The sequence below is a fragment of the Bacillus cereus group sp. MYBK5-2 genome (assembly GCF_051915685.1).
Taxonomy (GTDB): Bacteria; Bacillota; Bacilli; order Bacillales; family Bacillaceae_G; genus Bacillus_A; species Bacillus_A cereus.
In genome coordinates this window covers 113,408-138,634 of the sequence record NZ_JBQAFE010000002.1, presented here as the reverse complement: position 1 = coordinate 138,634, position 25,227 = coordinate 113,408, and the positions used below count along the sequence as shown (strand labels likewise).

Below are 25,227 nucleotides of genomic sequence, written 5' to 3'. Positions count from 1 at the left end.
TACTATTCACATTCATACTTGTAAATCTCTTTACCATATCCTCTATCAATTAGTAAAAGTTCATTTGGATATAGTGTCTTATGTTCCATTCCTACTTCATCCTCTGCTATAAACATTCCATCAATAATCATTTCAACTACTTGTGATTCTTTCGCTACAAAGACAGATTTCGAACCTTTCTTCGCTATAAACGTAACGGATTGCACGGTTTTTCTTTCTGCTCTAAATGGGATACCAAAATAATGGTTCCACCATTTATTTCGAAGTAATTCTGGTTCAGATTGATATAGCCAATCTTTCGCTACCTCTTGATCCCATTCATAATACAGTAGTGCTTTCCGGTGAAATCTTGGCCGAACAATCCATCCTAAAACAATGATTCCTACTACTAGCAGTAATAAAGTGATAGGAATGACAAACTTAAAAATAAGCGCATATTTTTCATAAAACGGAGCATCTTGAATATGGAATGTTATGTTTTTCTTTACTTCTTGTAACTTTGAATCCTGCATTACGATGGTAGCTTCTACGGTGCCGGTATCTGTAAAATTAAATGTGTCGGAGTAATAGGGACGAGGATAAACATAGATTTGATTTCCATGTTGCTTTATTTCATAATTGATTGATTGTTTAGATGTGACACCAGTAGATTTTAATAGTTTTTTTACAGCTTCTTCTGTCATTAACTTACCATCTAACTGTGGTTGTAAAACAAATGGTTTACTATTCTCTAAATTTGTCACTTTTTCTTCATAATCTTTTGTAACAGTTTGAAGTGATAATTTCGGTCTCTCAGCTGTTTCAATTTTAAATTCTTTCGTCTGTCTATAAAACCCCTTTATATTCATATGAACTTTCCCGCGTACTAACCCTTTACCAAGCTTCGTTTCGTAATAAAACACATGCCTTTTATCGTTCCACTTCATTGCATATTGTTTTCCATCTATTTCTACTTCTGCCTGAAAGTAAGAAGACTGAACTGGCAACTCCGTAGGCTTTGCTTCAATAACAGCAGTAACACCTTCGTACATTTTCTCTACATTTTTTTGACTACTATCATCTTTGTCATAAGTAGAAACCGTATAATTAAGCGCTGGTTCAACTAATACTTGTAGTCCTTCTTTCTCAATGTCCTGGTCCACTTCTATCGTATAAGTTCCTGGTTTAATAACTTCCTCATTTTCCGTACTTATATGAACTATATTTCCGAACAATTTTGCTTCTCCTGGTGCATGTATGGAAAAAGAAGATTGTAATTGTAATGGTTTAGAAATTTGTGTGACTTGATAATCGGGCAGAGAAGGCGATTGTCGTACAAGCGTCATACGCTTTAACGGAAATGGTGTTGTAATCTCTACTCTTTTCCCCAATACTTTCGTTTTTACAATCGATTCAACAGAGGAGAATGGATCACGATTTGCAACTAATGCTGCCACTTGATTTACACTTTTTACAATGCCATCTTCTCCGCTTGACGGCATCGTAACGCCATTTATCTCTTTCTTCCATATTTCCTTGAACGTATTTAGTTGTTCTTTTTCTTGTTGTCCTAAATCTTCTTCCATCGTAATTAAGACTGGATGTAACGATATCTTTTTTGCATCCATTTCTTTCTTAAACTGGGCTAATTTCCACAAAATTTGTTCTTTTCCGCCAACCTTATCTTTTTCTAAATCATTAAATGCCCCGTCAGTTAATACAATAAGCCAAAATTCACGTTTTCCATCTATATCTGCTTCCTTTTTTATAGATTGCATCGCCGTTTCTACCGCGCTAAATGGAGTATTTAAATACGTTTTCCACGCTCCAATTCCCTCAATTTCTGTTTGCCTTTTATCCTTCGTTAACGAAATGTTTAATGGATCATTCGGCTTACTCATTGGAACGTAAGAAAATTTATCTTTTTCATCCAATAGCGCAACTAAACTTTGCAAAGCATAATTGGCATATTTCCAGCGATCGTTATTTCTCATGCTGCCCGAATCGTCATATACAAGTGAAACGACCCTTTCCTTTGCCTCCTCTCCTTTTGCAAAAGCTGATAAAGGTAAACATATAAATAGAAACAACATGAACGTGGCACAAATTCGGATTTTCATGATGAGGCTTCGCCACCTTTGTAGACAAATTCCTATGTTTAAATTTATGAGAGGAAACAAGATATATGACTTGTATTTTAGGACAACTAACCCACCATAACTTTATTATGTAAACAGATCAGACACTTGGTAATATTCCTTCTAGCATTCTCTATCCAATTATATAAGTAAAAAAGCCTGTTTAAGCTCCACACTTAAAACAGACTTTTCCTACTTTTTATTTTAAAAACACATAACAAAAAGTTTGATTTTTGACTTAACACATCACTTCTATTGTAAATCCACCAGGTGCTTCAATATAAAACGTATACGCATGGGCATGCTTAGGAGGCTCGACCAAAAATCCATCTTCCTTCAATCTTCGATTTATCTTGTCTACTTGTTCTTCACTTTCTTGTGGAAATCCTACATGAAATGTTTTTGGATACTGAACTTCTTTCCCTTTCATTAACGTTAGTATAAATCCATCATTATCACGCATAACTGCAAAGGCATTCCCCCTTGTTCCACTACAAGTTAAGCCAAAATACTTTTCTAAAAACTCTCTTGCAGCTACTACATCTGCAACTGTTAAATTAAGATGTTTAATTCCCAACTCATCACCTTCTTTCTTAATTTTCTAACATTTTATCATACAATTAAAAAACACGCCTTTCACAGCGTGTTTCATTGCTTTACATACACTTCAACAATCGGATTCTCTTTATGATCCGCATGCAAGCGTATATTCTCTTCACCTGTATTATAAATACTAGCTAATAACATTATCGTTAACACATTAGGTGTCTTCGCATCACTTCCGTATTTTCTCTCAAGCGCTTCCTTATATTCAAAATCTAAATCCCCCTGCACATATGTATACACTTCAAAACCATCTTCTAAATTGCAAACTACTGTATCAATAATATCTGCCCCTACTTGCTTCTTCATTTCCTCTCGCAACGCTTCAATAAATTCTTCCCACGGTACTTCGTATGTCTGAAACTGATCTGTAGATTTCATGCCTTTTCCTCCTTATATATCCTCTTCTTATATTTCCCCTTTCCTATAACAATTATGATAGATAGGGCATTCGTACAAGCCGCACTTGTCCCCCTTACATATCGTATTACTGTAATGCGGAAGGAGGAAAGAACATGCATAGACAAAAATGTTATGATACATGCCGACGTTACTTCGGAAAAGTTGTTCGGATTGAAGACCGTGATGGCCGTATACATTTAGGAAAAATAATCGATGTGACACAAAGCTCTGTATGGATTGAACCGGTGCAACAGCGCTCATCTTTTGATTCAGGATTCGGCTACTATGACGCTTATGCAAACGGTGGTTGTGACCTTTGTGGAGGCCTTAGCAGGTGTGATAGTTGTGGATTCGGATGCGGTGGTGGATTCAGCAGCTGCGGATGTGGTGGTCGTGGTTGTAGTAGTTGTGGTTGCGGTGGCTGGGGTGTTGAACTCGGATTTGGTTTCATCTTCGGAATTACATTAGCTGCATTATTTTTCATTTAACATAGTAAAGAGTTGGCTACCTTTAGCCAACTCTTTTTCTTTATTTTTCACATATAAAAATACGATGCCCTAAAATGTGTTGGTACATAAGCCGTATATTTTCATGCTGTACCCACGCCTCATATAACTCATTCGGAATATGTGAGGATACATTCCATTCTGGCTCTTCTACATAGCCAGAGATCGTTTCTGCAATCGTGCCACCGCCAGCAATTGTAATTCTTTTAAAATTTGCTTTCTGAAATAATTGTACCCACTCATTCTCCGTTAATAATTCTTTCATACCATATAATTGGGCGATTTTTTCTTCCTCACCCTTATCAATGTGCCTATCAATAATCATTTCAATGACAACAAGCTTACCGTCCTGCTGTAATACACGATAACACTCCGAGATAACCCTTTCTTTGTCTGTAAAAGCGATGATTGATTCTCCAAGTACGAACTCAAATGAGTTATTCAAACACGGTAAATGCTCCACATTTCCTTCAATTAATTGTATATCTAACCCTTCAAACAACCATCTATCTTTTGCCTTTTGAATCATAATTTCATTCTTTTCAACCGTTGTTACTTTATAACCAAATTCCCTTGTCATATATGCCGCTGTTTTCCCCGTACCGCAACCTATCTCAAGGATATTCGCTCCATATTTAAAAGGCAGTTGTGCTAACAATTGTTTTGTTAACGTAAAGCCACCAGGATGAGCGCTTCCTATTCCGTAATAAGCTAGGAAATCGATGTATGTGTTTCGTTTCATGGAATTCTCCCTTTTTTTATTTTATATATTCGAGGACGGAAGAAAAGTGCATAGAAAAAAGGGCGTATTGTACGCCCCTCATCTTACTTATCCTCTGTAATATATGCCCATTTATAGCTGTAGTCTCCACCAACTGGATGGTGAACAATACCTTTTACTTTCTGTCTTTGAACGATAGCATCACCACGTTGATATAATGGTGCAATTACAGCATCATCAAGTAACATTTTCTCAGCTTTTAGTAAGCTATCCCAACGTTCTTTCGTTTTCGTTAATAGCTCGCCTTTACCTTTTTCTACAATTTCATCATATTTTGGATTTGAATATCCAGTTTGGTTATGAGGACCATTTGTAACGAACATATCAATGAATGTCATTGGATCTAAGTAATCAGGGCCCCAACCAGCGTAAGATAAATCATAATCTAAATCTGATTCTAATTTTAACTTTTGTTTAAACGGTTGATTTTTCAAGTTCACTGTTAACCCTGGTAAGTTTTTCTCAAGTTCTCCTTTTAAGAACTCCCCTACTTTTTTCGCATTATCGCTATCGTAGTTTAATAGCTCAATCGTTACTTGCTCTTTTCCAAGTTCTTTTTTCGCTTTTTCCCAATGCTCTTTTGCTTTTTTCACATCTGTTTTTAAAATATCTCCGTTATCTTTACGGAAGTCTTTTCCATCTGGACTCTTCGCAAATTCTTTTGGTACTAAGTAATCTGCCGGTGTAGATCCGTCATTTAAAATAACGTTCGTTAAGCCTTTTTTATCATATGCCTTTGCAATCGCTAAACGTAAATCTTTGTTTTTTAATACTGTATCTTGCCCACCACGTTTTTGGTTTAAACGTAAGAAGAACGTTGATGGTGTTTTTTGTGTATAGAAGTCTGGATTTGATTTATATTTGTCAACCATTTCAGATGTAAGTCCCGTACGATCGATTTGTCCGCTTTCATATAAGTTTACACGTGTACCGCTATCTTTTACTACGTTAAAGTTGATTTCATCTAACTTAACTGTTTTATTATCCCAATATTGTGCATTTTTCTTTAATTTCCATCCTTCTTCATGTTGCCAGTCTGTTAATGTAAATGGTCCGTTGTATAACGTTGTATCTGCTTCTAAACCAAATTTTTCACCTTTTTCTTTTACGAATTTTTCATTTAACGGATAGAATGTTCCGAATGAAGTTAATTCTACAAAGTAAGGAACTGGATTTTCTAATTCTACCTCTAATGTGTAGTCATCTACAGCTTTTACACCTAACGTATCAAGTGGTGCTTTCCCATCATTAATTGCTTTTGCGTTCTTTAAATCAAACATAATGTATGCATATTCCGCTGCTGTATTTTTATCTACCGCACGTTTCCAAGCAAACACGAAATCCTTCGCTGTTACAGGGTCTCCATTTGACCATTTTGCATTTTTATTTAATGTAAATGTATACTTTTTACCATCATCACTCTTTTTATATGATTCAGCAACCCCTGGAGCTGCCTTATTATCTTTATCAAGTCGATATAAACCTTCCATTACGTTATTTAAAGCAAGAAACGATACTTGGTCTGTCGCTTTCGAAGAATCCATAGATGGAATTTCTTGGGCTTCTGTTAAATTCAATACTTGCTTAGCTGCTAATTTTCCACCTTCTTTTTCACCACTTTTCGGTGTTGTGCTTGCCTTCTCTTTATCTCCTGATCCAGAGCAAGCTGTTAATGCCATACTCATTACTAAAACTGGTGCTACGACCGCTGTCAATTTTTTCATCTTTTTTCTCTTCATTTTTTTGTACCCTCCCCAATTATATGTACGATATTAACATTTAGAAATTCTCTACTAACTTTCGTTATCAGAAAATTCTTATTAATTAATATTCTACTATTTTTTTAGATTTTGTAAAGTATTTTTGTAAATTTTCTAAATATTTATTTTTTTATTATAGTAACTTGTTGTTTTAACTACTATATGAATTATCCCCCGTCTACTATATGTAAACATCCCTCCCCTTATTCCAATCTATTACTACGTTCTATATTTTTCTTATTAGCATGAGGTCTCTTACTATCATTCATCTGTCTTACTACTTACTGACCTCTCTATTTTCCTCCGATAGAACCTTCCTAATTACCTACCCGATTCTCAATAGGCTAACGAGATTTATTCCCTTATACATACTAAAAAGCATTTCAAAAGCAGCTCAGCCACTTTTGAAATGCTTTCACTTTATTTTTTTCCGTCAGCCTCAGTTACATACGCCCATTTAAAGCTATATTCTGGACTGATGTTATGTTTCACAATTCCTTTTACATTCGGTTTCATTACGTAAGATCTTCCTGTTTGATATAAAGGAACTAACCCTGCATCTTCTTCAAGGAATAATTTTTCAGCTTTCCCTAACGTTTCCCAGCGTTTTTTCGCATCGCTCATTAATTCATTACCTGCTTTTCCTACCATTTCATCGTATTTTGGATTTGAATAACTCATTTGGTTGTACGGGCTCTTCGATTCAAACATATCAATAAATGTCATTGGATCCGCATAGTCTGGACTCCAACCTGCATAAGAAATTTCATAATCTTGCGCAGTTTCTAATTTTAATTTTTGTTTGAACGGCTGAATTTTTGTATTAATCGTTACACCTTTTAAATTTTTCTCAATTTGATCTTTTACATAGTCAGCAATCTTTTTCGCAGTTCCATCATCATAGCTTAGCAATTCAATTGTAACTTGATCTTTTCCAAGTTCTTTTTTCGCTTCTTCCCACGCTGCTGCTCCTTTTTTCGGATTATATTTCAGACCATTTTTAAATGTATCTTGATAATCTTTACCATCTGGCCCTGTCGCAAGTCCTTTTGGAACCAATTGATCTGTTGCTTTTGATCCATTATTTAAAATTACATTTGCCAATCCTTTTTTATCAACCGATAATGCAATTGCTTCACGTAGTTTTTTGCTCTTTAAAGGCGTATCTTGTCCGTTACGTTTTTGATTTAAACGTAAGAAGAATGTACTTGATTCCGCATACTCACCATATTCTTCTTTGTTCGATTTATATTTATCTACAAACTCTCCTGATAGTAATGTAAAATCAATTGATCCTGTATCATATAAATTTACTTTCGTTGCAACCTCTTTTACTACACTATAGTTAATTTCTTCTAATTTCACAGTCTTTTTATCCCAGTACTTATCATTTTTCTTCAGCTGCCAACCTTGTTCATGTTTCCATGAAGACATAACGAATGGACCGTTATACACAGTTGTATCTGCTTCTAAACCGTACTTATCACCTTTTTCTTTTACGAATTTTTCATTTAATGGATAGTATGATGGGAATGCTAATAAATTTAAGAAATACGGTACCGGTTTTTCTAATTCTACTTCTAGCGTGTAATCATCTACCGCCTTCGCTCCTAATTCAGTTACAGGTTTTTCTCCTTTATTAATCGCTTCTGCATTTTTAATATAGTAAGCAATAAATGCATATTCTGCCGCAGTATTCTTATCAAGTAAGCGCTGCCATCCAAAAACGAAATCTTTCGCTGTTACAGGATCACCATTTGACCATTTTGCATCTTTTCGCAGTTTAAACGTATACTTTTTACCATCTTCACTTTTCGTACTAGACTCTGCCGCAGCAGGAATTGGCTTATTATCTTTATCAAGGCGATATAGGCCTTCCATCGTGTTCCCTAAAATTTGCGCACCTAATGTATCAGTAGATTTAGAAGTATCCATCGTCGGAATTTCTTGGTTTTCCGTACGATTTAATACTTGTTTCGCTGCATATTTAATATCTGATTTTTTTTCTTCCCCACTATTTGATGTAGTAGTCGTTTTCTTTTCCCCACCTGACCCAGAACATGCTGTCAATGCAACACTCATCGCTAAAACTGGTACCACAACTGCCGTTAACTTTTTCATCTTTTTTCTCTTCATTTTTGTACCCTCCCTAATTATATGTACATTACCAACCCTTGAGAGACCCCTTAATAAAGATTCGTTTTTCAGAAAATTACAACTAATGTTATTCTACTCTTTTTTTCACATTTGTAAATAGTTTAATTTTAAATATTCTGACTTTTTATTTTAGTAGGATTTATCCCCCATCTACTATATGTACATACTATACACCTTATTCTCCTCTATTTAACCATACTAAAAATTAGTATTTTAAGTTCACAAAAAAAGCATTTCAAAGTAGCTAAGCTACTTTGAAATGCTTTTTTAACTCTATTATTTTTCAGTTACATATGCCCATTTAAAGCTAAATTCTGGACTGATATTATGTTTTACTACTCCCTTTACATTTGGTTGTAAAACATAAGAATCTCCACGTTGATATAAAGGTACAATCGCTACATCTTCTTCAAGTAATGTTTTTTCAGCTTTTCCTAACTCTTCCCAACGTTTTTTCGCATCGCTCATTAATTCCGTTCCAGCTTTTTTCACCATGCCATCATATTTAGGGTCAGAGAAGCTCATTTGGTTATGAGAATGTCCAGTCTCAAACATATCTAAGAACGTCATTGGATCTGCATAATCCGGATTCCATCCGCCATACGAAATATCATATTGTTGTTCAGTTTCTAATTTTAGTTTTTGCTTAAATGGTTGAAGTTTAATATTAACTGTTACACCTTTTAGGTTTTTCTCAATCTGATCTTTAATATATTCGCCAACTTTTTTCGCATTACCAGTATCGTAGTTTAAGAATTCAATCGTAACTTGATCTTTTCCAAGTTCTTTTTTCGCTTCTTCCCAAGCTGCAGCAGCTTTTTTAGGATTTGGTTTCAAACCGTTTTTAAATGTTTCTTGGAAATCTTTACCGTCCGGTCCAGTTGCTAACCCTTTTGGTACTAAGAAGTCAGCTTCTTTTGATCCATCATTTAAAATTACATTTGCTAAATTCTTTTTATCAATTGATAGCGCAATTGCTTCACGTAATTTTTTGCTCTTTAATGGCGTGTCTTGTCCATCACGTTTTTGGTTCATACGAATGAAATACGTACTCACTTGTGAATATGTGCCAAATTCATCTTTCTTGCTTCTATATTTATCAACGAACTCTCCATTTAATAAAGCAAAGTCAACTTGACCGCTATCATATAGATTGACTAAAGTCGCAGCCTCTTTAACAACACTAAAGTTAACTTCTTCCAGTTTCACAGTCTTTTTATCCCAATATTGATCATTTTTCTTTAATTGCCATCCTTGTTCATGCTTCCAATCTTTAAGAACGAACGGTCCGTTATAGACAGTTGTATCAGACTCTAAACCGAACTTCTCGCCCTTTTCTTTTACGAACTTTTCATTTAATGGATAATATGATGGGAATGCTACTAAGTTTAAGAAGTACGGTACTGCTTGCTCTAACTCAACTTCAAGCGTAAGATCATCTACTGCTTTTACTCCTAATTCAGTTACAGGTTTTTCTCCTTTATTTACTACTTCTGCATTTTTAATCGGGAATGCGATAAATGCATACTCAGCAGCTGTTTTTGGATCTAATAGACGTTGCCAAGCGTATACGAAATCTTTCGCAGTTACTGGATCTCCATTTGACCATTTTGCATCTTTGCGTAGTTTGAACGTATATTTTTTACCATCTTCACTTTTCGTGCTAGATTCTGCTGCTGCTGGAATCGGCTTATTATCTTTATCAAGACGATATAACCCTTCCATTGTATTACCTAGCATTTGTGAAGATACTGTATCAGTTGATTTTGAAGAGTCCATCGTCGGAATCTCTTGTGTTACTGTTCGATTTAACACTTGTTTTGCTGCTAATTTTTCCCCTGATTTACTATCTCCACTAGAGCTAGAATTTGTGCTTGTCTTCTTATCTCCACCTGATGTAGAACATGCTGTTAACGCCATGCTCATTGCTAAAACCGGTGCTACAACTGCTGTTAGTTTTTTCATTTGTTTCTTTTTCATTTTGTACCCTCCCTAATTCTTAACGATAGCTATTAAAGAATTTTCTGATAATTCTGTTTTTCTCTATATATTTATCAGACGATTCTTACTAATTCTTATTCTACTAATTTTTTAATTTTTGTAAAGTATTATTATTGAAAATTTTTAAAAAATTATTTTTTTACAGTAATATTCATAAAAATGCCATATTTTGTTCAAACCTTATTTCGCATTCATACACATTCGTTGTTTTAATCACTTTTATCTCTTTTACCACTTGAATACTTGTTAATTATTGCTAATAAATAATGCATATATCTAAAAACATCTTTTCTACAAAAATAAAAAAGTCAGCAAAGCTGACTTTTTACCCGACCATTTTTTCTCTTTTCATTTCCTCTACTACTCTCGTATACTTCTCATCATCAAATTCATTTTCACTTTTCGCAACAACTACAGTTGCAATACCGTTACCAATTAAATTAACGATAGCACGTGCTTCTGACATGAAACGATCTACACCAAGTAATAACGCTAAACCTTCTAATGGGATAACATTCATTGCAGATAGAGTAGATGCTAGTACAATGAATCCCCCGCCGGTTACTGCTGCTGCTCCTTTAGATGTAACTAACAAAATAGCTATTATAGTTAATTGTTGACCTAGTGAAAGATCGACGTGAAAAACTTGAGCTAAAAATATAGTTGCCATTGATAAATAAATCGTTGTTCCATCTAAGTTAAAAGAATAGCCTGTTGGAATGACTAAACCTACTACCGGTTTCGAACACCCAAAGTCTTCCATCTTTGTCATCATTCGCGGCAGTACTGATTCTGACGATGATGTCCCGAGAACAATAAGTAATTCTTCTTTAATATACGCTAAATATTTCCACAAACTAAATTTATACAATTTACAAATAAAATTTAAAACAATAAAAACAAATAATGCCATTGTCGCATATACACAAATCATTAATTTACCAAGTGGTATGAGCGTGCTTAAACCATACTTCCCAATTGTAAATGCCATCCCACCGAATGCTCCAACTGGTGCTAATTTCATTACAATTGATAAAATGTTAAAAAATACTTTCGATAATCTTTCAAAAAAGTCAATAACCGGTTGTCCATTTTTTCCTAACATCGTTAACCCTGCTCCGAATAAAATGGAGAAGAACAGAACTTGTAAAATATCACCTTTGGCAAATGCTTCAAACATGTTAGACGGCACGATATGTAAAAAGAAATCCATCCATTTCATTTCTTGCCCACTTTGTACATATTGTGAAACATCTCCGCCTTTTAGTTTTGAGGGATCTAATCCATCTCCTGGACGTACAACATTCGCTACGATGATACCAATAATTAAAGCCGCTGTTGTAACAATTTCAAAATATAATAGTGCCTTCCCACCAACACGGCCTACCTTTTTCATACTTCCCATACTTGCAATACCGAGCACAATTGTTAAAAAAATAATCGGTGCAATAACCATTTTAATCATATTGATGAATGTTTCACCAATTGGCTTCATTTGTTGTCCAACACTCGGCCAAATTGCCCCTACTGCAATACCACAAATAATGGCCACAATAACTTGGAATGTTAAATTCTTTACGATTCTCATTTTTGATACTCCCCTGTTTCTTTCATTTCTCCCATACTATTTCAATAATTGCTAATGATATATTCTATGTAATAGCCCCCCTGTTATTTAACTTGAACTATAACTTTATGTTACACTATTATCTTAAAATTGGAAATAGTATATAATATTTACAAATAAAAGACATACTATTTAACATAATAAAAAAGCAGACATTACATCTGCTTTAATTCTCCTCAATCTGTTTTTCACTTAATCCTAGATGTGTTCTAAGAGTATTACTCAAACTCTGTAGATCTTTTTTATTAGGATTATAATAATATACACGTTGCCCGTTTGGGCCATTAGGTAAGTATAAATCATCACCAGCTAATTGTATTTTTTCAACTGAACCGTTTAAACCGTATTTATAAAAAGATAAAATATCATCCATTACTAAATTTGTTTTAAATTCACCATCAACCGCCTCAACTATTTTTTCTAGCTTCGTAACCGATCCTACACTTTTTAATTTACTTAAAATCGCTTCAATAACAAGTTGTTGGCGCTGTCCTCTCATTGCATCACTATCAATATGGCGCGTTCTTGCTAGTGCAAGTGCTTCTTCCCCATTTAATTTTTGTAATCCTTTTTTCAAATGAATCGCATCAGGTTCATCTTTACTATTTTGCTCCGTAAATTCAACTGGGACATCCACTTCAATACCATCTAACCCATCAACAATTTTAGTAAAGGAACCAAAATTAAATTTCACAAAATAATCAACAGGCACCTGTAACAATTTTTCTACCGCTTCCACAGAAGCTTGCGGTCCTCCATCTTTACCATTTTTAACGAAACCACTTCCATATGCATGGGTTATTTTATCTTTTTTCTTTTCAACTGGAACATATGTATATGTATCACGTGGTATGCTCGTTAATTTCACTGTTTTATCGTCTTTATTAAAAGTCGCTAACAATAATGCATCTGTATGAAATGCACCATTATATTCCTTTTGGCGTTCTTGATTTTCATCAATTCCCATAATTAAAAGTGAAACATGATTTGCAATTGGCTTTACAGATTTCTCACGTAAATTGGATTTTTCACCTCGTGCTAAATTCAAATTAGATTTTTGTACAAGACTAGAAGTTTTCATATATACATAGGCTCCATAGCCAATTCCACCAAATAGTAATACCGCCAATAGTAAACTTATTATCTTTTTCTTTTTATATTTTTGCTTATTTTTCTCTTCTCTTAAAGATGAATGATTCCCCATTTACTCTCCTCCTGTTTCTATTCATCCAATATGTTTTTCATTTTTTCATATTTAGCGCTATCCTTTTGAAACATACTTTCTTTCAATCCCTTATCTATTTGTATCCATTCAGTCGTAACTGAATATTGAATCAAGCCTTCTTGAAAACTAAGAAATTTCAACATAATCCCTGTATTTTTCTCCACAACCATTTCGAATTTCCCTCTTAAATCTTCAGAGGTGCTAACAGGCATCTCTATGTTTATAACTCCTTCAATTTTGTAGCAATCTAATCCAAGATATTTCGTTTCTTTATAATTCCAATCTTTATATCGAATTAATAAATCTGCGAATTCTGATTGAATACTATATTTAGCTAGCCCTACATATTCATCATCATATCTCTTTTTCTCATCTGATTTTCTCACTAACCTTTCCGTAGGATTTAATTTTAATAGTTCATTGTTTCTTTCTTTCGGGTTCCATTTTGTCTCTTTATAGGTATACTTCTCATCATCAAACTCTTTTTTCTTCCCCTCGTTATATATAATTGTTCGTTTTTTGGCTAGTTTATCTTCTTTCGAAGAGATACCTCTTTGTTTCTCCGTATCAATCGCATACTTATATGTTGTAGCAATTCTTGATGAGCTAGAATATTCCTCAAATTGTCCTGAAATATTTTTAAAATAATCAATAGAATCTAGCATTTTTTGATGAATCTTTTCTTTATCTGGATAATGTACATTCGATTTTATTTCTTCTTCATTTTCATAATCAGAAAACGCTTTTTTCTTTACATATTCAAATACTCCACCATTTTGCGCAAAACTTTGTATAGAAAACTCAGACATAGATACCACTGAAAGTATACAAACCGCTGCACTAATTATCATCATATGAATTTTGTAACTCTTCTTTTTTACCTTAAGATTATGTAGCGTGCCATTAATCTTTTCATTTAACTCTGGAGGTACTATAACATTTTCATCTTTTATTCTCTTTTTTAATTTCTCATCAAATAATTTTTCATTATCCATCCTTTACACCCCCTATTCCATCTTTAATCGTTTTTGTAGTTGTTCCCTCGCACGTGATAATCTTGATTTCACTGTTCCTTTCGGTATTTCTAACAGCTTTGCTATACTCTCTTGATTCATGTCTTCATAGTAATAAAGCACCGTAACAGCTCTTAATTCTTCATGTAACGATTGAATCGCATTACACAAATCTATATCTTCATACTGATCACACGCACTCATAATGTAATCATTCTCTTCTGTCACAATTACATTTTTATACGCTCTAATAATATTGTTACACTCATTTATTAGTATTCGAATTAACCAAGTTTGAAAAAATTCTTCTTTTTTTAATTTTTTTATATTTTCATAGGCTTTTAAAATTGTTGTCTGTATCGCATCCTCTATATTTGTCTCATCACGTAACATCGCCTTTGCTATTCGATACATCTTCGCTTTTTCTGTATGTATAAGCGCTATAAAGGCTTCATGATCACCTTTTTTCGCTAAAGAAACATCCGTTTCTTCTTTTACAATCATTTTATATAAAGGGATTACTTTCACAATTGCTCCTCCTGTTTCATCCTCACTTCATCACTTCCAATTTAACTTTACATATATTAGACGTATGAGCCTAGAAAAAGGTTCACTTTTTTGAATATTTTTGTAACTGAAAAGATAAATATCCTTTATAAGGATGCAATAAACATACTAGTTTAAATTTACAAATAAAAAAAGCCCACTTTCTCAGTGGACTTTCTACTCTATAACGGTAAATCCCTCTTCCTAAATACTACAATCGCTACGATAAAAATACAAAGCGCTACAGTAGTTAAACCTATACTTACCGGCCATATATTATATGATCCTTCAGCAATTTCTTTCGGACGAAACAGCGTGAATAATGATAGGTTTTTCATCCATTCTAACTTATCACTTAACTTCCCTACCATATCCAATACGAAAAATAAGATAGTTAAACTCGCTGAATAACTTAGTGCTTTTCTTTCGTCATTACATATACAAGAAAAGAAAAATGAATACGCACTAATGACTAAAAATATGAGCCCTCCGACTACATTTATCTTCAAAAATAATTCTTTATTTAAGTTATTATCTTGTAAAAACCATTCTGCACCTACTAACCCAGCTACATACGTAACAGATACAATAATTAGAAGTCCCAATATGAGAACAGCAGCTTGTGTAATCGCAATTTGCACTCTAGATACAGGTGTTGCTAGCAAGTATGCCATTGCTCCTTTATCTACATGACGAGCAATTAAATGTGTCGCAACTGTTACGCAAAAAATTGTTAAAATGATAATAAATAATAGACTATAGTATTCGCCCGCTAGAAAATCCATTACGTTTTGAATCGGACTTTCCATACCAACGATTTTTTTCACGCTATCAGGCATGGCAGCTATTAATTCATTTAGCCCTTTCGCTGATACCATTGACGGGAATATCCAAATTAATAACCACAGATATAAAGCTGCACCAGACGCATAACTCAAAATATTTTTTTGTGTTTCTTTCAAACTTGCTAAAAATAGTTGCTTATTCATGCGTTACCCCTTCTTTCTTATCGTAATAATGCATAAATAAATGTTCTAAATCCATCGCTCTCGTTTGAAGTGCCGTTACATTATAGTTTGAAAGTGTTTGTAAAACAGTTTGATAGTTTCCTTGTACAATGATAGATGCCTCTCTGCCTTTTACTGCTTCAAATTGCAAATTACACTTTGTAAGGGACTCAATCTCTTCTTGTGATGATACTGTTACATCTATCACCTGTCTTCTCATACTTTGTAAATCGTGAATATTTTCAACCGTTACGAGTCGACCATCTTTAATAATAGCTACTCTATCACAAGTTCTCTCAATTTCAGTAAAAATATGTGATGACATTAGGATTGTTTTTCCTCTTTGCTTTTCCTCTAATATTAAATCTATAAATACTTGCTGCATAAGTGGATCAAGTCCAGATGTTGGTTCATCTAAAATTAACACCTCTGGATCGTGCATAAATGCAGCGACTATCCCTACTTTTTGCTTCATTCCTTTAGACATTTTGCGAATCGGTGTTTTCACATCAAATTGCAGACGCTCTATCAGTTCATCTCGTCTTTTCGTATCCTTTAATCCTCGCATTCCTTGCATTAATTTTAAAAACTCTAATCCGTTCATTCCTTCAATAAAAGAAATTTCACCTGGCAAGTAACCAACTTCCCTTTGAATTTTCGCCGCTTCATTCCAACAATCTAATCCAAAAATTGTCGCTTTACCAGTCGTCGGTTTTATAAATCCCATTAAATTACGAATCGTCGTTGATTTCCCGGCACCATTCGGTCCTAAATAACCAAATACTTCTCCCTCTTTTACATCAAATGTAATATGAAACAAACCTTTTCCGTTCGAAAACTGTTTTGTGACATCTTGAACTGAAATCATAATTCCACCTCATTTTTTGAAATATTTAATGTGTGATATTTCAAAATTATTGTACTCCTCATCTTCCATATTCGCAACAACTTTTTGAAATATTTATTAGTCCATATTTCAAAATTATTGTTTTCCATTATTTTTTCTTGTATATTTTAAGTGAGGTGATTGCATTGAACGGCTTTGAAAGAGTAAAAGAAAAGAAAAAGCGTGCCATTAAAGAAGCAGCATTCGTATTATTTTCAGAACGTGGATTTAATGAAGTGAAAATAGAACATATCGCAAAAGAAGCAAACGTTTCTCAAGTTACAATTTATAATCATTTCGGAAGTAAAGATGCGTTATTTAGGGAGCTTATACAAGAATTTATCATATCTGAATTTCAATATTATAAAGAGCTTGCAGAAGAAAAATTACCTTTTCATGATATGATGCAAAAAATGATTGTAAGAAAAATGAATACTGGCGGATTATTTCAACCTGATATGTTACTACAAATGATGCAAAGGGACGAAGAACTCCGTAAGTTTATTTATAGTTATCAAAATGAAAAAATCCTACCCTGGTATTTAGAAATATTAGAACGAGCTCAGCGCAAAAACGAAATTAATCCACACCTTACTAAAGAAATGATGTTACTTTACATTCAAATGTTTACAAAATTAGGTGATGAATTTGGAGCACAACTTCTTGAAGGAGATCGAGAAAAACATATAAAAGATATCGTTACGATGTTCTTCTATGGTCTTTCTGTTCCACAAAAATAAAAAGACACGAATTTCGTGTCTTTTTATTTTATAGAAATGACTCTACCCTTTTCACTACTTTCAATCGCTAATTGAATCAGTTTAATAACATCTAAACCTTCTTTTGCTGTTACAGGTAGTTCCTCACCATTTAATATACTATCTCGTACACCTTTATAATAATTGTCATAACAACCGACTTCTGTTGGAATACGCTCTAAGCTTTCTTCTGTTTCTAAAGTAGCAAAATTCTCTTCATCGTCTACTCCATAACCGTTATCACCTGGCTTCATTCCATTTTTTAATTGCTCTTCCTGCGAATCCATACCGTACTTCACGATAGAACCTTTCTCTCCATGCACTATAAAATGCGGTCCAGCTTTTTTCACATAACTGCTACTACGTAAAATGACACGTTTAACTCCGTAATGAAGTACTATGTGGAAATAATCATCCACCTCTGCACCTGGTCGTTGTTTTATTACATCTGCACTTATCGCATCTGGTTTCCCGAATATTGATAACGCTTGGTCAATTAAATGCGATCCTAAATCATATAATATACCGGAGCCTGGTAGATTTTTTTCTCTCCATCGATCACGTACATGTGGACGGAAACGATCAAAATTCGATTCATATGCGTATACATTCCCTACTCTGTTTTCTCCTAACAATTTCTTAATTGTTAAGAAATCATTATCAAAACGACGATTATGATATACGCTTAACATTACATTATGCTGCTCTGCTAATGAAATAAGCTCTTCTCCTTCTTCAATTGAGACAACAAATGGTTTTTCTACAACAACATGCTTACCTTTTAAAATTGCTTCTTTTACATATGGAAAATGAGTTGTATTAGGTGATGTAATAACAACTAAGTCAACATCAGCTCGCTTCACCAATTCATCAATTGTACTAACAACATTAGCGTTTGGTAATGTTTCTTTTACTACCTCTTCTTTTGAGGATAATACAGCACGAATATCATATTCTTCTATTGTTTGTAATAGTGGGATATGAAATGTCGTACTAGAAAAACCATATCCTACAATCCCTACACCTATTTTTTTCATGTTGCCCCTCCATTTGTCCCGCTTTAACGGGCAGTAAGATTCCTAACTCAAAATTCAGTGAAAGCTAAGGCATTAGGTGAGTAATCAACTGCTTGTTAAAGCCCGATTGGTTCAACTAATAATCAGTGAGGATGAAGAAACTCCCCATTGATTAAAGTTTCACTTTATGAGAACGATTTCATTCAGTTATTATAACAAGATTATTATTATTTACATAATAAATTGCCTAGAAAAAAGCATCTTGCTACTATTCATAGCAAGATGCCCTCTTTATTCTGGTCTTTTCTTCGTCCACGTTTCTACTACTTCACCAGTATCATTAACATCTAGCACAAGGCTACCATTACTATACCGGTCTTTATTTCGATACGCTTTCGGATCAATCTCTTCTACAATGTTTTTCTCTGTCTTCATGTAAACTAATTCATCGTCCCGAACAATTTCAATACCGACAATGCGGTACGGATTACGTTTTAATTCTTTGAAAATAACAAGACCGCGTTTCGCCCTCGTTGACTTTTCAATTTCTGATGCTTTTAGACGTTTTACAGCACCGCGCTGTGTTACGAGAATAAGTTGATCTTTGTCACCATTTAACGGTTTACCAGAAGCGACATAGTCATCTTCTTTTAAATTAATTGCTTTAACACCAGCAGCTCTTACACCGACTGGACTTACTTCATCTTCATGGAAAATAAGTGCATATGCACCGTGTGTAGCAAGAACAATATCACTCGTTCCATCTGTCGCAAATATATCGACAACTTCATCATCTTTTTTCAAGTTTACAGCAACGAATGCCCTTGAATAACGCTGAACTTTATATTGATTTAATTCTGTTTTCTTTATCATACCATTTCGTGTTACAAATACGATAAATCGTTTTTCTTCCTCAAAGTTCGGTACAACCGTTGCCCAAATGATTGTTTCATCCCGGTCGAGTGAAACGATATTAGCAACGTGCTGACCTAAATCTTTCCAACGAATATCTGGCATTTCGTATACTGGCAGATATATATAGTTTCCTTTATTCGTAAATAAGAGGACTGTCTCTGTCGTATTCGTATCGAATCGTTCAAGTAAGATGTCACCCTCTTTCATACCGAAGTCTTTGCCGTTTGAGGCATTATGTGAGCGCCATCCAGTACGTTTCACATATCCTTCTTTCGTTACAGTAACGATGACATCTTCTTGTGGGATCATCACTTCTACATCGATTTTAATTTCCTCGATTTGATCTTCAATAATCGCGCGTCGATCATCACTATATGTTTTCTTAACTCTCTTTAAATCTGTTTTAATTACTTGAAGTAATCTTTTTTCACTTTGTAAAATTGCCTGTAGCTCAATAATTTTCTTATTAAGCTCATCTGCTTCTTCTTGTAACGCCGTAATGTCTGTATTCGTTAAGCGATATAATTGCAAGGAAACAATTGCTTCTGCCTGTGCTTCTGTAAAGCCAAATTTTGCACTTAAATTATCTTTCGCGTTACGTTTATCTTTTGAAGCTCGAATTGTCTCAATTACTTGGTCTAAAATCGATAATGCTTTCTTTAAACCTTCTACAATATGTTGACGATTTTCTGCTTTTCTTAATTCATATTGCGAACGTCTCGTAATAACCTCTTTTTGATGTCCAATATAAGCATCTAAAATTTTCGGTAATGTCATAAGTGTTGGACGACGATTATTGATCGCTACCATATTAAAGTTATATGGAATTTGCAAATCTGTATTTTTATATAAATAATTTAAAATACCTTCGGAGTTTGCTTCTTTCTTTAATTCAACAACAATTCGTAAACCAGTACGATCTGTCTCATCACGCACTTCAGCAATACCATCTAACTTTTTATCTAGACGTAATTCATCCATTTTCTTTACAAGGTTTGCCTTATTCACTTCGTAAGGAATTTCAGTGATTACAATTTGTTGTTTCCCACCGCGCACTGTTTCAACTTCTGCTTTTCCGCGAATAATAATTTTACCTTTACCTGTTTCATACGCCTTTTTAATACCATCAATCCCCTGAATAATACCGCCTGTTGGGAAATCTGGTCCTTTCATAACTGTTAATAAATCGTCAACAGTACTATTTGGCTTATCGATACGCATCATTGTAGCATCAATAACTTCTCCAAGATGATGCGGAGGAATTTCTGTTGCATAACCAGCGGAAATCCCTGTAGATCCGTTCACTAATAAATTCGGGAACGCTGCTGGTAATACAACTGGTTCTTCACTCGTATCATCAAAGTTTGACACGAATTCAACTGTTTCTTTATCAAGATCACGTAATAATTCAGATGCGATTGGTGATAAACGAGCTTCCGTATAACGCATCGCTGCCGCTGGGTCCCCATCAACACTACCGTTATTACCATGCATTTCAACTAAAACATTACGTACTTTCCAAGTTTGGCTTAAGCGTACCATTGCTTCATATACAGAGGAATCTCCATGTGGATGATAATTACCGATAACATTACCTACTGTTTTAGCTGATTTACGAAACGCTTTATCATGTACATTACCTTCTACATACATAGAATATAAAATACGTCTTTGTACTGGCTTTAAGCCATCACGTGCATCTGGAAGTGCACGATCTTGAATAATATATTTACTATAACGTGCAAAGCGATCACCTAACACGTCTTCAAGCGGGAGGTCATGAAACTTCTCTGCTTGCATGTTATTCCACCTCCGTCTCCATAATCATTTCATTTTCTAAAATATTTCCTTCTTCTTGCATACCAAACTGCACATTACGTTCAATCCATTTACGGCGCGGTTCTACTTTATCGCCCATTAATGTTGTAACGCGACGCTCTGCTCTTGCTGCATCATCAATTTTCACGCGAATTAATGTACGCGTTTCAGGATTCATTGTTGTTTCCCATAATTGATCCGCATTCATTTCACCAAGTCCTTTATAACGTTGTAACATATAGCCTTTTCCAACTTTTTTCGTTACACCGTCTAATTCCTCATCTGACCAAGCGTATTCAATTACCTCACTCTTACCTTTTCCTTTACTTACTTTGTATAAAGGAGGAAGTGCGATAAATACTTTACCAGCTTCGATAAGTGGCTTCATATATCTGTAGAAGAACGTTAATAACAATACTTGAATATGAGCCCCATCCGTATCGGCATCGGTCATAATTACAACTTTATCGTAGTTAATATCTTCAACATCAAATTCATTTCCTACACCGCCGCCAATCGCATAAATGATTGTATTAATCTCTTCATTTTTAAAGATATCAGCAAGCTTTGCTTTTTCTGTATTAATTACTTTACCACGTAACGGTAATACGGCCTGGAAACGTCGGTCTCGTCCTTGTTTCGCAGAACCACCGGCAGAGTCACCCTCTACTAGGTACAGTTCATTTTTTTGCGGGTTACGTGATTGTGCAGGTGTTAATTTCCCGCTTAACGTACCTTCTGATTTTTTCTTTTTCTTACCACTACGCGCTTCTTCTCTTGCTTTACGGGCTGCTTCACGGGCTTGTGCTGCTTTAATTGCTTTTCTCACAAGAAGTGTAGCTACATCAGGGTTTTCTTCTAAAAAGTATGCTAAATGCTCAGATACAATGGCATCAATTGAAGAACGCGCTTCACTTGTACCTAGTTTGCCCTTCGTTTGCCCTTCAAACTGAAGCACTTCTTCTGGTACACGTACCGAAACGATAGCCGCTACACCTTCACGAATATCTGTACCTTCTAAGTTTTTATCTTTTTCTTTTAATAGTGCTACTTTACGAGCATACTCGTTAAACACACGCGTCATCGCTGTTTTGAATCCAGCTTCGTGTGTTCCACCATCTTTTGTACGTACGTTATTTACAAACGAAAGAATATTTTCTGAGTAACCATCATTAAACTGGAATGCTAGTTCTGCTTCAATCCCGTTTTGTTCACCAGTGAAATATACAACCGGGTGAATTGAATCTTTTTCTTCGTTTAAATATGAAACGAAAGCTTCGATTCCTGTTTCATAATGAAATATATCTTCTAAATCATTACGTTCGTCTTTTATCGAGATTTTCATTCCTTTTAATAAGAATGCAGATTCACGTAATCTCTCACATAATGTTTCATAATTGTAATTTGTCGTGCTGAAAATCGTTGTATCTGGTTTGAAGTGCATTGTCGTACCAGACTCTTTTGTTTTCCCGATTTTCTCTAACGTTGTTGCAGGAACGCCACCATTTTCAAAACGTTGTTCATAAATGTTACCATCACGCTTAATTGTTACTACTAACCATTCTGACAAAGCGTTTACAACTGATGCCCCAACACCGTGTAAACCACCACTCGTTTTATAGCCACCTTGACCAAACTTACCACCTGCATGAAGTACAGTTAAAATAACTTCAGGTGTAGGTTTCCCAAGTTTATGCATTCCCGTAGGCATTCCTCGCCCTTTATCTATAACGCTAATACTATTATCTTTATGTATTACGACTGAAATTTCGTCGCCAAATCCCGCTAACGCTTCGTCAACGGAGTTATCTACTATTTCATATACTAAATGATGCAATCCACGGCTATCCGTACTCCCGATATACATACCCGGGCGTTTTCGAACGGCTTCAAGTCCTTCTAACACTTGAATCGCATCTTCATTATATTGGAACTGATGCTTCGCCAAACTCCTTGCCCCTTTCCTAATCCAAAATCAGAACATATGTTTCTATTATAGAATAACGCCTCGACTATAGTTTTGGCAAGTTATCTTATCTCTTTTATATACCATCTTCAATAGAAAAATCCTTGTTTTCTCACAAGGATTCCTCTAGGCTACTATTTCAGAAAAATAATCGTTTGTCAACGAGAAATGGATATGTATTCCAAGATTACACATTCCAAACCTTTATTATGATCCAAATGATCAAGATCCAAAATGGGATTACAAATAACAATCCCCAAAAACAGCCTTTAAAAAATCTCATGATGAACACCTCGTTCATCGGCCCTACTTATCTATAATGAGGGCTGAATCAATCTTTCTACTTTTAAATCTATACTATTTTGTCATCGCATGTTCTACTTTAATACAACGATCCATTATTACAGTATAGTCTTTTTCTTTTAAAAGTTTATATGTATCCTCATCTTGTACTCCTAATTGTGCCCAAAAAACATCTGCATCAATCTCTACAAATTCTTTTGCAACATCCATTAAAAACTCTGAGCGACGAAATACATTTACAATGTCAACGTGTTCCTTAATATCCTTTAGTGAAGAAACTGCCTTTTCTCCGAGCACCTCATCTACTGTTGGATTAACTGGAATAATGCGGTATCCAGCATCTTGCATTGCTTTTGAAACCATATACGATGTACGTTCTGGCTTATCTGATAATCCAACAACCGCAATTGTTTTGCTTTTCTTTAACACTTCACCAATTTCCGTACGAGTTGGGTTTTCAATTGTCATAATTAATCCCTCCTATTCCTTTAGTATAGCCGATAAAGAAAGTCTCTTTCAATATGAAAGAGACTTTCTTTTATTTCGATTATTGATTCTTTGTAGCTGAATTATCTGCTAAAGTAGCCGATTTCGTCATTTTTTGACCGTTACGGTAGAATGTAACTTCTACTTTCTCGCCTACTTTTTTCTTTTCATATAAATATTTACGGAATTGAAGAGCATTCTCTACTTTTTGATTATCTAATGCTACTACAATATCATATTGCTCTAAACCAGCTTTTTCAGCTGGTGATATTGGGTAAATTTTACCTAATACAACGCCGTTTGTTACGTCTTTCGGTACTTTCAATTGATTGACTGCATAAGCTTGCACATCTTCTAGTGAAACAACACCTACTCCAAGAGCTGGACGTTTTACTACTCCATCTTTTTCAAGAGATTCAATAACTGGTTTTGCGATGTTAATTGGAATAGCAAATCCAATTCCTTCAACTTCTTGTTGTGCAATTTTACTTGAATTAATCCCAATTATTTCACCATTTTGGTTAAATAATGCACCACCACTATTACCTGGATTAATCGCTGCATCCGTTTGAATAACTTGTGCTTGCCAATCTGGTCGTTTATCCCCATCAATATCAACCGGAATTTCGCGTTCTTTACTACTGATTATACCTTCCGTTACACTTCCATCAAATCCAAGTGGATTACCGATTGCAATTGCTTTTTCACCCGCACGAAGTTTACTTGAATCACCTAAAGTGGCAACTTTATTTACATTAGATCCATCAATTTCAACAACTGCTAAGTCTAACCAAGGGTCCTTACCAACTAATTTCGCATCAACTTGCTTTCCGTCGCTCAGCTTCACAGCAAGTTTATTTGCTCCATCTACTACGTGGTTGTTTGTTACAATATATGCTTTATTCCCTGCTTTTTTATAAATAACACCTGATCCTGAACCGGCTTGTTGTTCTTGACCTGTCGGTTGCATTGCAAATGGATCAACACTTTGTTGCATATTAATAACACCTACAACAACATCTTTCGCCCCTTCAATCATACCAGGTAAATCAGTTTCATTTTTCGCTTTATTTACAACAGGAACTACAGTACCTTCTACTTTTGAATCCGAACTAAATGATGATACTGGCGCTCCATTATTTTGAGCCCATGGCATATATGGTGCTGCAAAACTAATCGAAACCGCTCCGACTACAGCTCCCACTAAACCTGTGAAGAAATAGCCTTTTTTACTACCTGATTTTCTCACTTCTCTCGTTTCACTATGCTCTTCATTTAAATTTGGTCCGTCGTAATATCCCATGTTTTATTTCCCCTCTCTGGTGAATTCGTAT

20 protein-coding genes are annotated in these 25,227 nt (G+C 34.7%); 2 read left to right on the top strand and 18 right to left on the bottom strand.

Annotation, left to right across the window (positions count from 1 at the left end):
• Nucleotides 1–2 precede the first annotated feature (2 nt).
• The 3 genes from ACTFP3_RS09035 to ACTFP3_RS09025 form a co-directional block, all read right to left on the bottom strand.
• Nucleotides 3–2,099 (bottom strand): vWA domain-containing protein, encoded by a 2,097-nt coding sequence (locus tag ACTFP3_RS09035; protein ID WP_440010116.1) that lies wholly within the window; start codon nt 2,097–2,099, stop codon nt 3–5.
• 256 nt (nt 2,100–2,355) lie between these two features.
• Nucleotides 2,356–2,694 carry a VOC family protein gene (locus tag ACTFP3_RS09030; protein WP_000511518.1) on the bottom strand — a complete coding sequence of 113 codons (339 nt, stop codon included), beginning with the start codon at nt 2,692–2,694 and terminating at the stop codon, nt 2,356–2,358.
• A 71-nt stretch (nt 2,695–2,765) separates the two neighbouring features.
• Nucleotides 2,766–3,101 (bottom strand): hypothetical protein, encoded by a 336-nt coding sequence (locus ACTFP3_RS09025; RefSeq protein ID WP_000842900.1) that lies wholly within the window; start codon nt 3,099–3,101, stop codon nt 2,766–2,768.
• Nucleotides 3,102–3,235: 134 nt separating this feature from the next.
• On the opposite strand from ACTFP3_RS09025, the gene ACTFP3_RS09020 reads away from it, so the two are divergent.
• A complete protein-coding gene (locus ACTFP3_RS09020) occupies nt 3,236–3,610 on the top strand; it encodes a hypothetical protein (RefSeq protein ID WP_440010113.1) in 375 nt (124 codons plus the stop codon).
• Nucleotides 3,611–3,650: 40 nt separating this feature from the next.
• Here the strand turns inward: ACTFP3_RS09020 and ACTFP3_RS09015 are convergent, their stop codons facing one another.
• From ACTFP3_RS09015 to ACTFP3_RS08970, 10 genes are all read right to left on the bottom strand, one after another.
• Complete coding sequence (locus ACTFP3_RS09015) at nt 3,651–4,370, bottom strand: class I SAM-dependent methyltransferase (RefSeq protein WP_440010111.1); 720 nt, start codon at nt 4,368–4,370, stop codon at nt 3,651–3,653.
• A gap of 83 nt (nt 4,371–4,453) precedes the next feature.
• Nucleotides 4,454–6,148 carry a peptide ABC transporter substrate-binding protein gene (locus tag ACTFP3_RS09010; protein WP_440010108.1) on the bottom strand — a complete coding sequence of 565 codons (1,695 nt, stop codon included), beginning with the start codon at nt 6,146–6,148 and terminating at the stop codon, nt 4,454–4,456.
• Between the two features lie 441 nt (nt 6,149–6,589).
• The gene (locus tag ACTFP3_RS09005; RefSeq protein ID WP_440010105.1) at nt 6,590–8,305 is read right to left on the bottom strand and encodes a peptide ABC transporter substrate-binding protein; all 1,716 of its coding nucleotides are present in this window, start codon (nt 8,303–8,305) and stop codon (nt 6,590–6,592) included.
• 297 nt (nt 8,306–8,602) lie between these two features.
• Nucleotides 8,603–10,306 (bottom strand): peptide ABC transporter substrate-binding protein, encoded by a 1,704-nt coding sequence (locus tag ACTFP3_RS09000; protein ID WP_000730167.1) that lies wholly within the window; start codon nt 10,304–10,306, stop codon nt 8,603–8,605.
• A gap of 346 nt (nt 10,307–10,652) precedes the next feature.
• Nucleotides 10,653–11,915, bottom strand: a complete 1,263-nt coding sequence (locus ACTFP3_RS08995) for a dicarboxylate/amino acid:cation symporter (protein WP_001223629.1) — start codon at nt 11,913–11,915, stop codon at nt 10,653–10,655.
• Nucleotides 11,916–12,120: 205 nt separating this feature from the next.
• The gene (locus ACTFP3_RS08990; RefSeq protein ID WP_000526728.1) at nt 12,121–13,158 is read right to left on the bottom strand and encodes an LCP family protein; all 1,038 of its coding nucleotides are present in this window, start codon (nt 13,156–13,158) and stop codon (nt 12,121–12,123) included.
• Nucleotides 13,159–13,175: 17 nt separating this feature from the next.
• Nucleotides 13,176–14,174, bottom strand: coding sequence for a hypothetical protein (locus tag ACTFP3_RS08985; protein WP_000368242.1), 999 nt, complete (start codon nt 14,172–14,174; stop codon nt 13,176–13,178).
• A 12-nt stretch (nt 14,175–14,186) separates the two neighbouring features.
• Complete coding sequence (locus ACTFP3_RS08980) at nt 14,187–14,720, bottom strand: RNA polymerase sigma factor (RefSeq protein ID WP_000864730.1); 534 nt, start codon at nt 14,718–14,720, stop codon at nt 14,187–14,189.
• Between the two features lie 200 nt (nt 14,721–14,920).
• A complete protein-coding gene (locus ACTFP3_RS08975) occupies nt 14,921–15,727 on the bottom strand; it encodes an ABC transporter permease subunit (protein WP_001041419.1) in 807 nt (268 codons plus the stop codon).
• Nucleotides 15,720–16,613 carry an ABC transporter ATP-binding protein gene (locus ACTFP3_RS08970; protein WP_000626577.1) on the bottom strand — a complete coding sequence of 298 codons (894 nt, stop codon included), beginning with the start codon at nt 16,611–16,613 and terminating at the stop codon, nt 15,720–15,722. The genes ACTFP3_RS08975 and ACTFP3_RS08970 overlap by 8 nt, the downstream gene beginning before the upstream one ends.
• A 155-nt stretch (nt 16,614–16,768) precedes the next feature.
• On the opposite strand from ACTFP3_RS08970, the gene ACTFP3_RS08965 reads away from it, so the two are divergent.
• A complete protein-coding gene (locus ACTFP3_RS08965; RefSeq protein ID WP_002024578.1) occupies nt 16,769–17,371 on the top strand; it encodes a TetR/AcrR family transcriptional regulator in 603 nt (200 codons plus the stop codon).
• Between the two features lie 23 nt (nt 17,372–17,394).
• Here the strand turns inward: ACTFP3_RS08965 and ACTFP3_RS08960 are convergent, their stop codons facing one another.
• The 5 genes from ACTFP3_RS08960 to ACTFP3_RS08940 all read right to left on the bottom strand — a co-directional run bounded on the left by ACTFP3_RS08960 (nt 17,395) and on the right by ACTFP3_RS08940 (nt 25,196).
• Complete coding sequence (locus tag ACTFP3_RS08960; RefSeq protein ID WP_000719783.1) at nt 17,395–18,426, bottom strand: oxidoreductase; 1,032 nt, start codon at nt 18,424–18,426, stop codon at nt 17,395–17,397.
• A gap of 270 nt (nt 18,427–18,696) precedes the next feature.
• Entirely contained in the window at nt 18,697–21,120 is a 2,424-nt protein-coding gene (gene parC, locus ACTFP3_RS08955; protein WP_001147470.1) for a DNA topoisomerase IV subunit A, read from the bottom strand.
• A gap of 1 nt (nt 21,121) precedes the next feature.
• Nucleotides 21,122–23,086 (bottom strand): DNA topoisomerase IV subunit B, encoded by a 1,965-nt coding sequence (parE, locus tag ACTFP3_RS08950; protein WP_001062194.1) that lies wholly within the window; start codon nt 23,084–23,086, stop codon nt 21,122–21,124.
• Between the two features lie 375 nt (nt 23,087–23,461).
• Nucleotides 23,462–23,875, bottom strand: a complete 414-nt coding sequence (locus ACTFP3_RS08945; protein WP_000151390.1) for a CoA-binding protein — start codon at nt 23,873–23,875, stop codon at nt 23,462–23,464.
• Nucleotides 23,876–23,954: 79 nt separating this feature from the next.
• Entirely contained in the window at nt 23,955–25,196 is a 1,242-nt protein-coding gene (locus tag ACTFP3_RS08940) for a S1C family serine protease (protein WP_000542645.1), read from the bottom strand.
• Nucleotides 25,197–25,227 lie beyond the last annotated feature (31 nt).

Excerpts from the sequence above, each read along its gene's own strand:
- ACTFP3_RS09035 (WP_440010116.1), bottom strand. The coding sequence starts at position 2,099 with ATGAAAATCCGAATTTGTGCCACGTTCATGTTGTTTCTATTTATATGT.
- ACTFP3_RS09025 (WP_000842900.1), bottom strand. The coding sequence starts at position 3,101 with ATGAAATCTACAGATCAGTTTCAGACATACGAAGTACCGTGGGAAGAA.
- ACTFP3_RS09020 (WP_440010113.1), top strand. The coding sequence starts at position 3,236 with ATGCATAGACAAAAATGTTATGATACATGCCGACGTTACTTCGGAAAA.
- ACTFP3_RS09015 (WP_440010111.1), bottom strand. The coding sequence starts at position 4,370 with ATGAAACGAAACACATACATCGATTTCCTAGCTTATTACGGAATAGGA.
- ACTFP3_RS09010 (WP_440010108.1), bottom strand. The coding sequence starts at position 6,148 with ATGAAGAGAAAAAAGATGAAAAAATTGACAGCGGTCGTAGCACCAGTT.
- ACTFP3_RS09005 (WP_440010105.1), bottom strand. The coding sequence starts at position 8,305 with ATGAAGAGAAAAAAGATGAAAAAGTTAACGGCAGTTGTGGTACCAGTT.
- ACTFP3_RS09000 (WP_000730167.1), bottom strand. The coding sequence starts at position 10,306 with ATGAAAAAGAAACAAATGAAAAAACTAACAGCAGTTGTAGCACCGGTT.
- ACTFP3_RS08995 (WP_001223629.1), bottom strand. The coding sequence starts at position 11,915 with ATGAGAATCGTAAAGAATTTAACATTCCAAGTTATTGTGGCCATTATT.
- ACTFP3_RS08990 (WP_000526728.1), bottom strand. The coding sequence starts at position 13,158 with ATGGGGAATCATTCATCTTTAAGAGAAGAGAAAAATAAGCAAAAATAT.
- ACTFP3_RS08985 (WP_000368242.1), bottom strand. The coding sequence starts at position 14,174 with ATGGATAATGAAAAATTATTTGATGAGAAATTAAAAAAGAGAATAAAA.
- ACTFP3_RS08975 (WP_001041419.1), bottom strand. The coding sequence starts at position 15,727 with ATGAATAAGCAACTATTTTTAGCAAGTTTGAAAGAAACACAAAAAAAT.
- ACTFP3_RS08970 (WP_000626577.1), bottom strand. The coding sequence starts at position 16,613 with ATGATTTCAGTTCAAGATGTCACAAAACAGTTTTCGAACGGAAAAGGT.
- ACTFP3_RS08960 (WP_000719783.1), bottom strand. The coding sequence starts at position 18,426 with ATGAAAAAAATAGGTGTAGGGATTGTAGGATATGGTTTTTCTAGTACG.
- parC (WP_001147470.1), bottom strand. The coding sequence starts at position 21,120 with ATGCAAGCAGAGAAGTTTCATGACCTCCCGCTTGAAGACGTGTTAGGT.
- ACTFP3_RS08945 (WP_000151390.1), bottom strand. The coding sequence starts at position 23,875 with ATGACAATTGAAAACCCAACTCGTACGGAAATTGGTGAAGTGTTAAAG.
- ACTFP3_RS08940 (WP_000542645.1), bottom strand. The coding sequence starts at position 25,196 with ATGGGATATTACGACGGACCAAATTTAAATGAAGAGCATAGTGAAACG.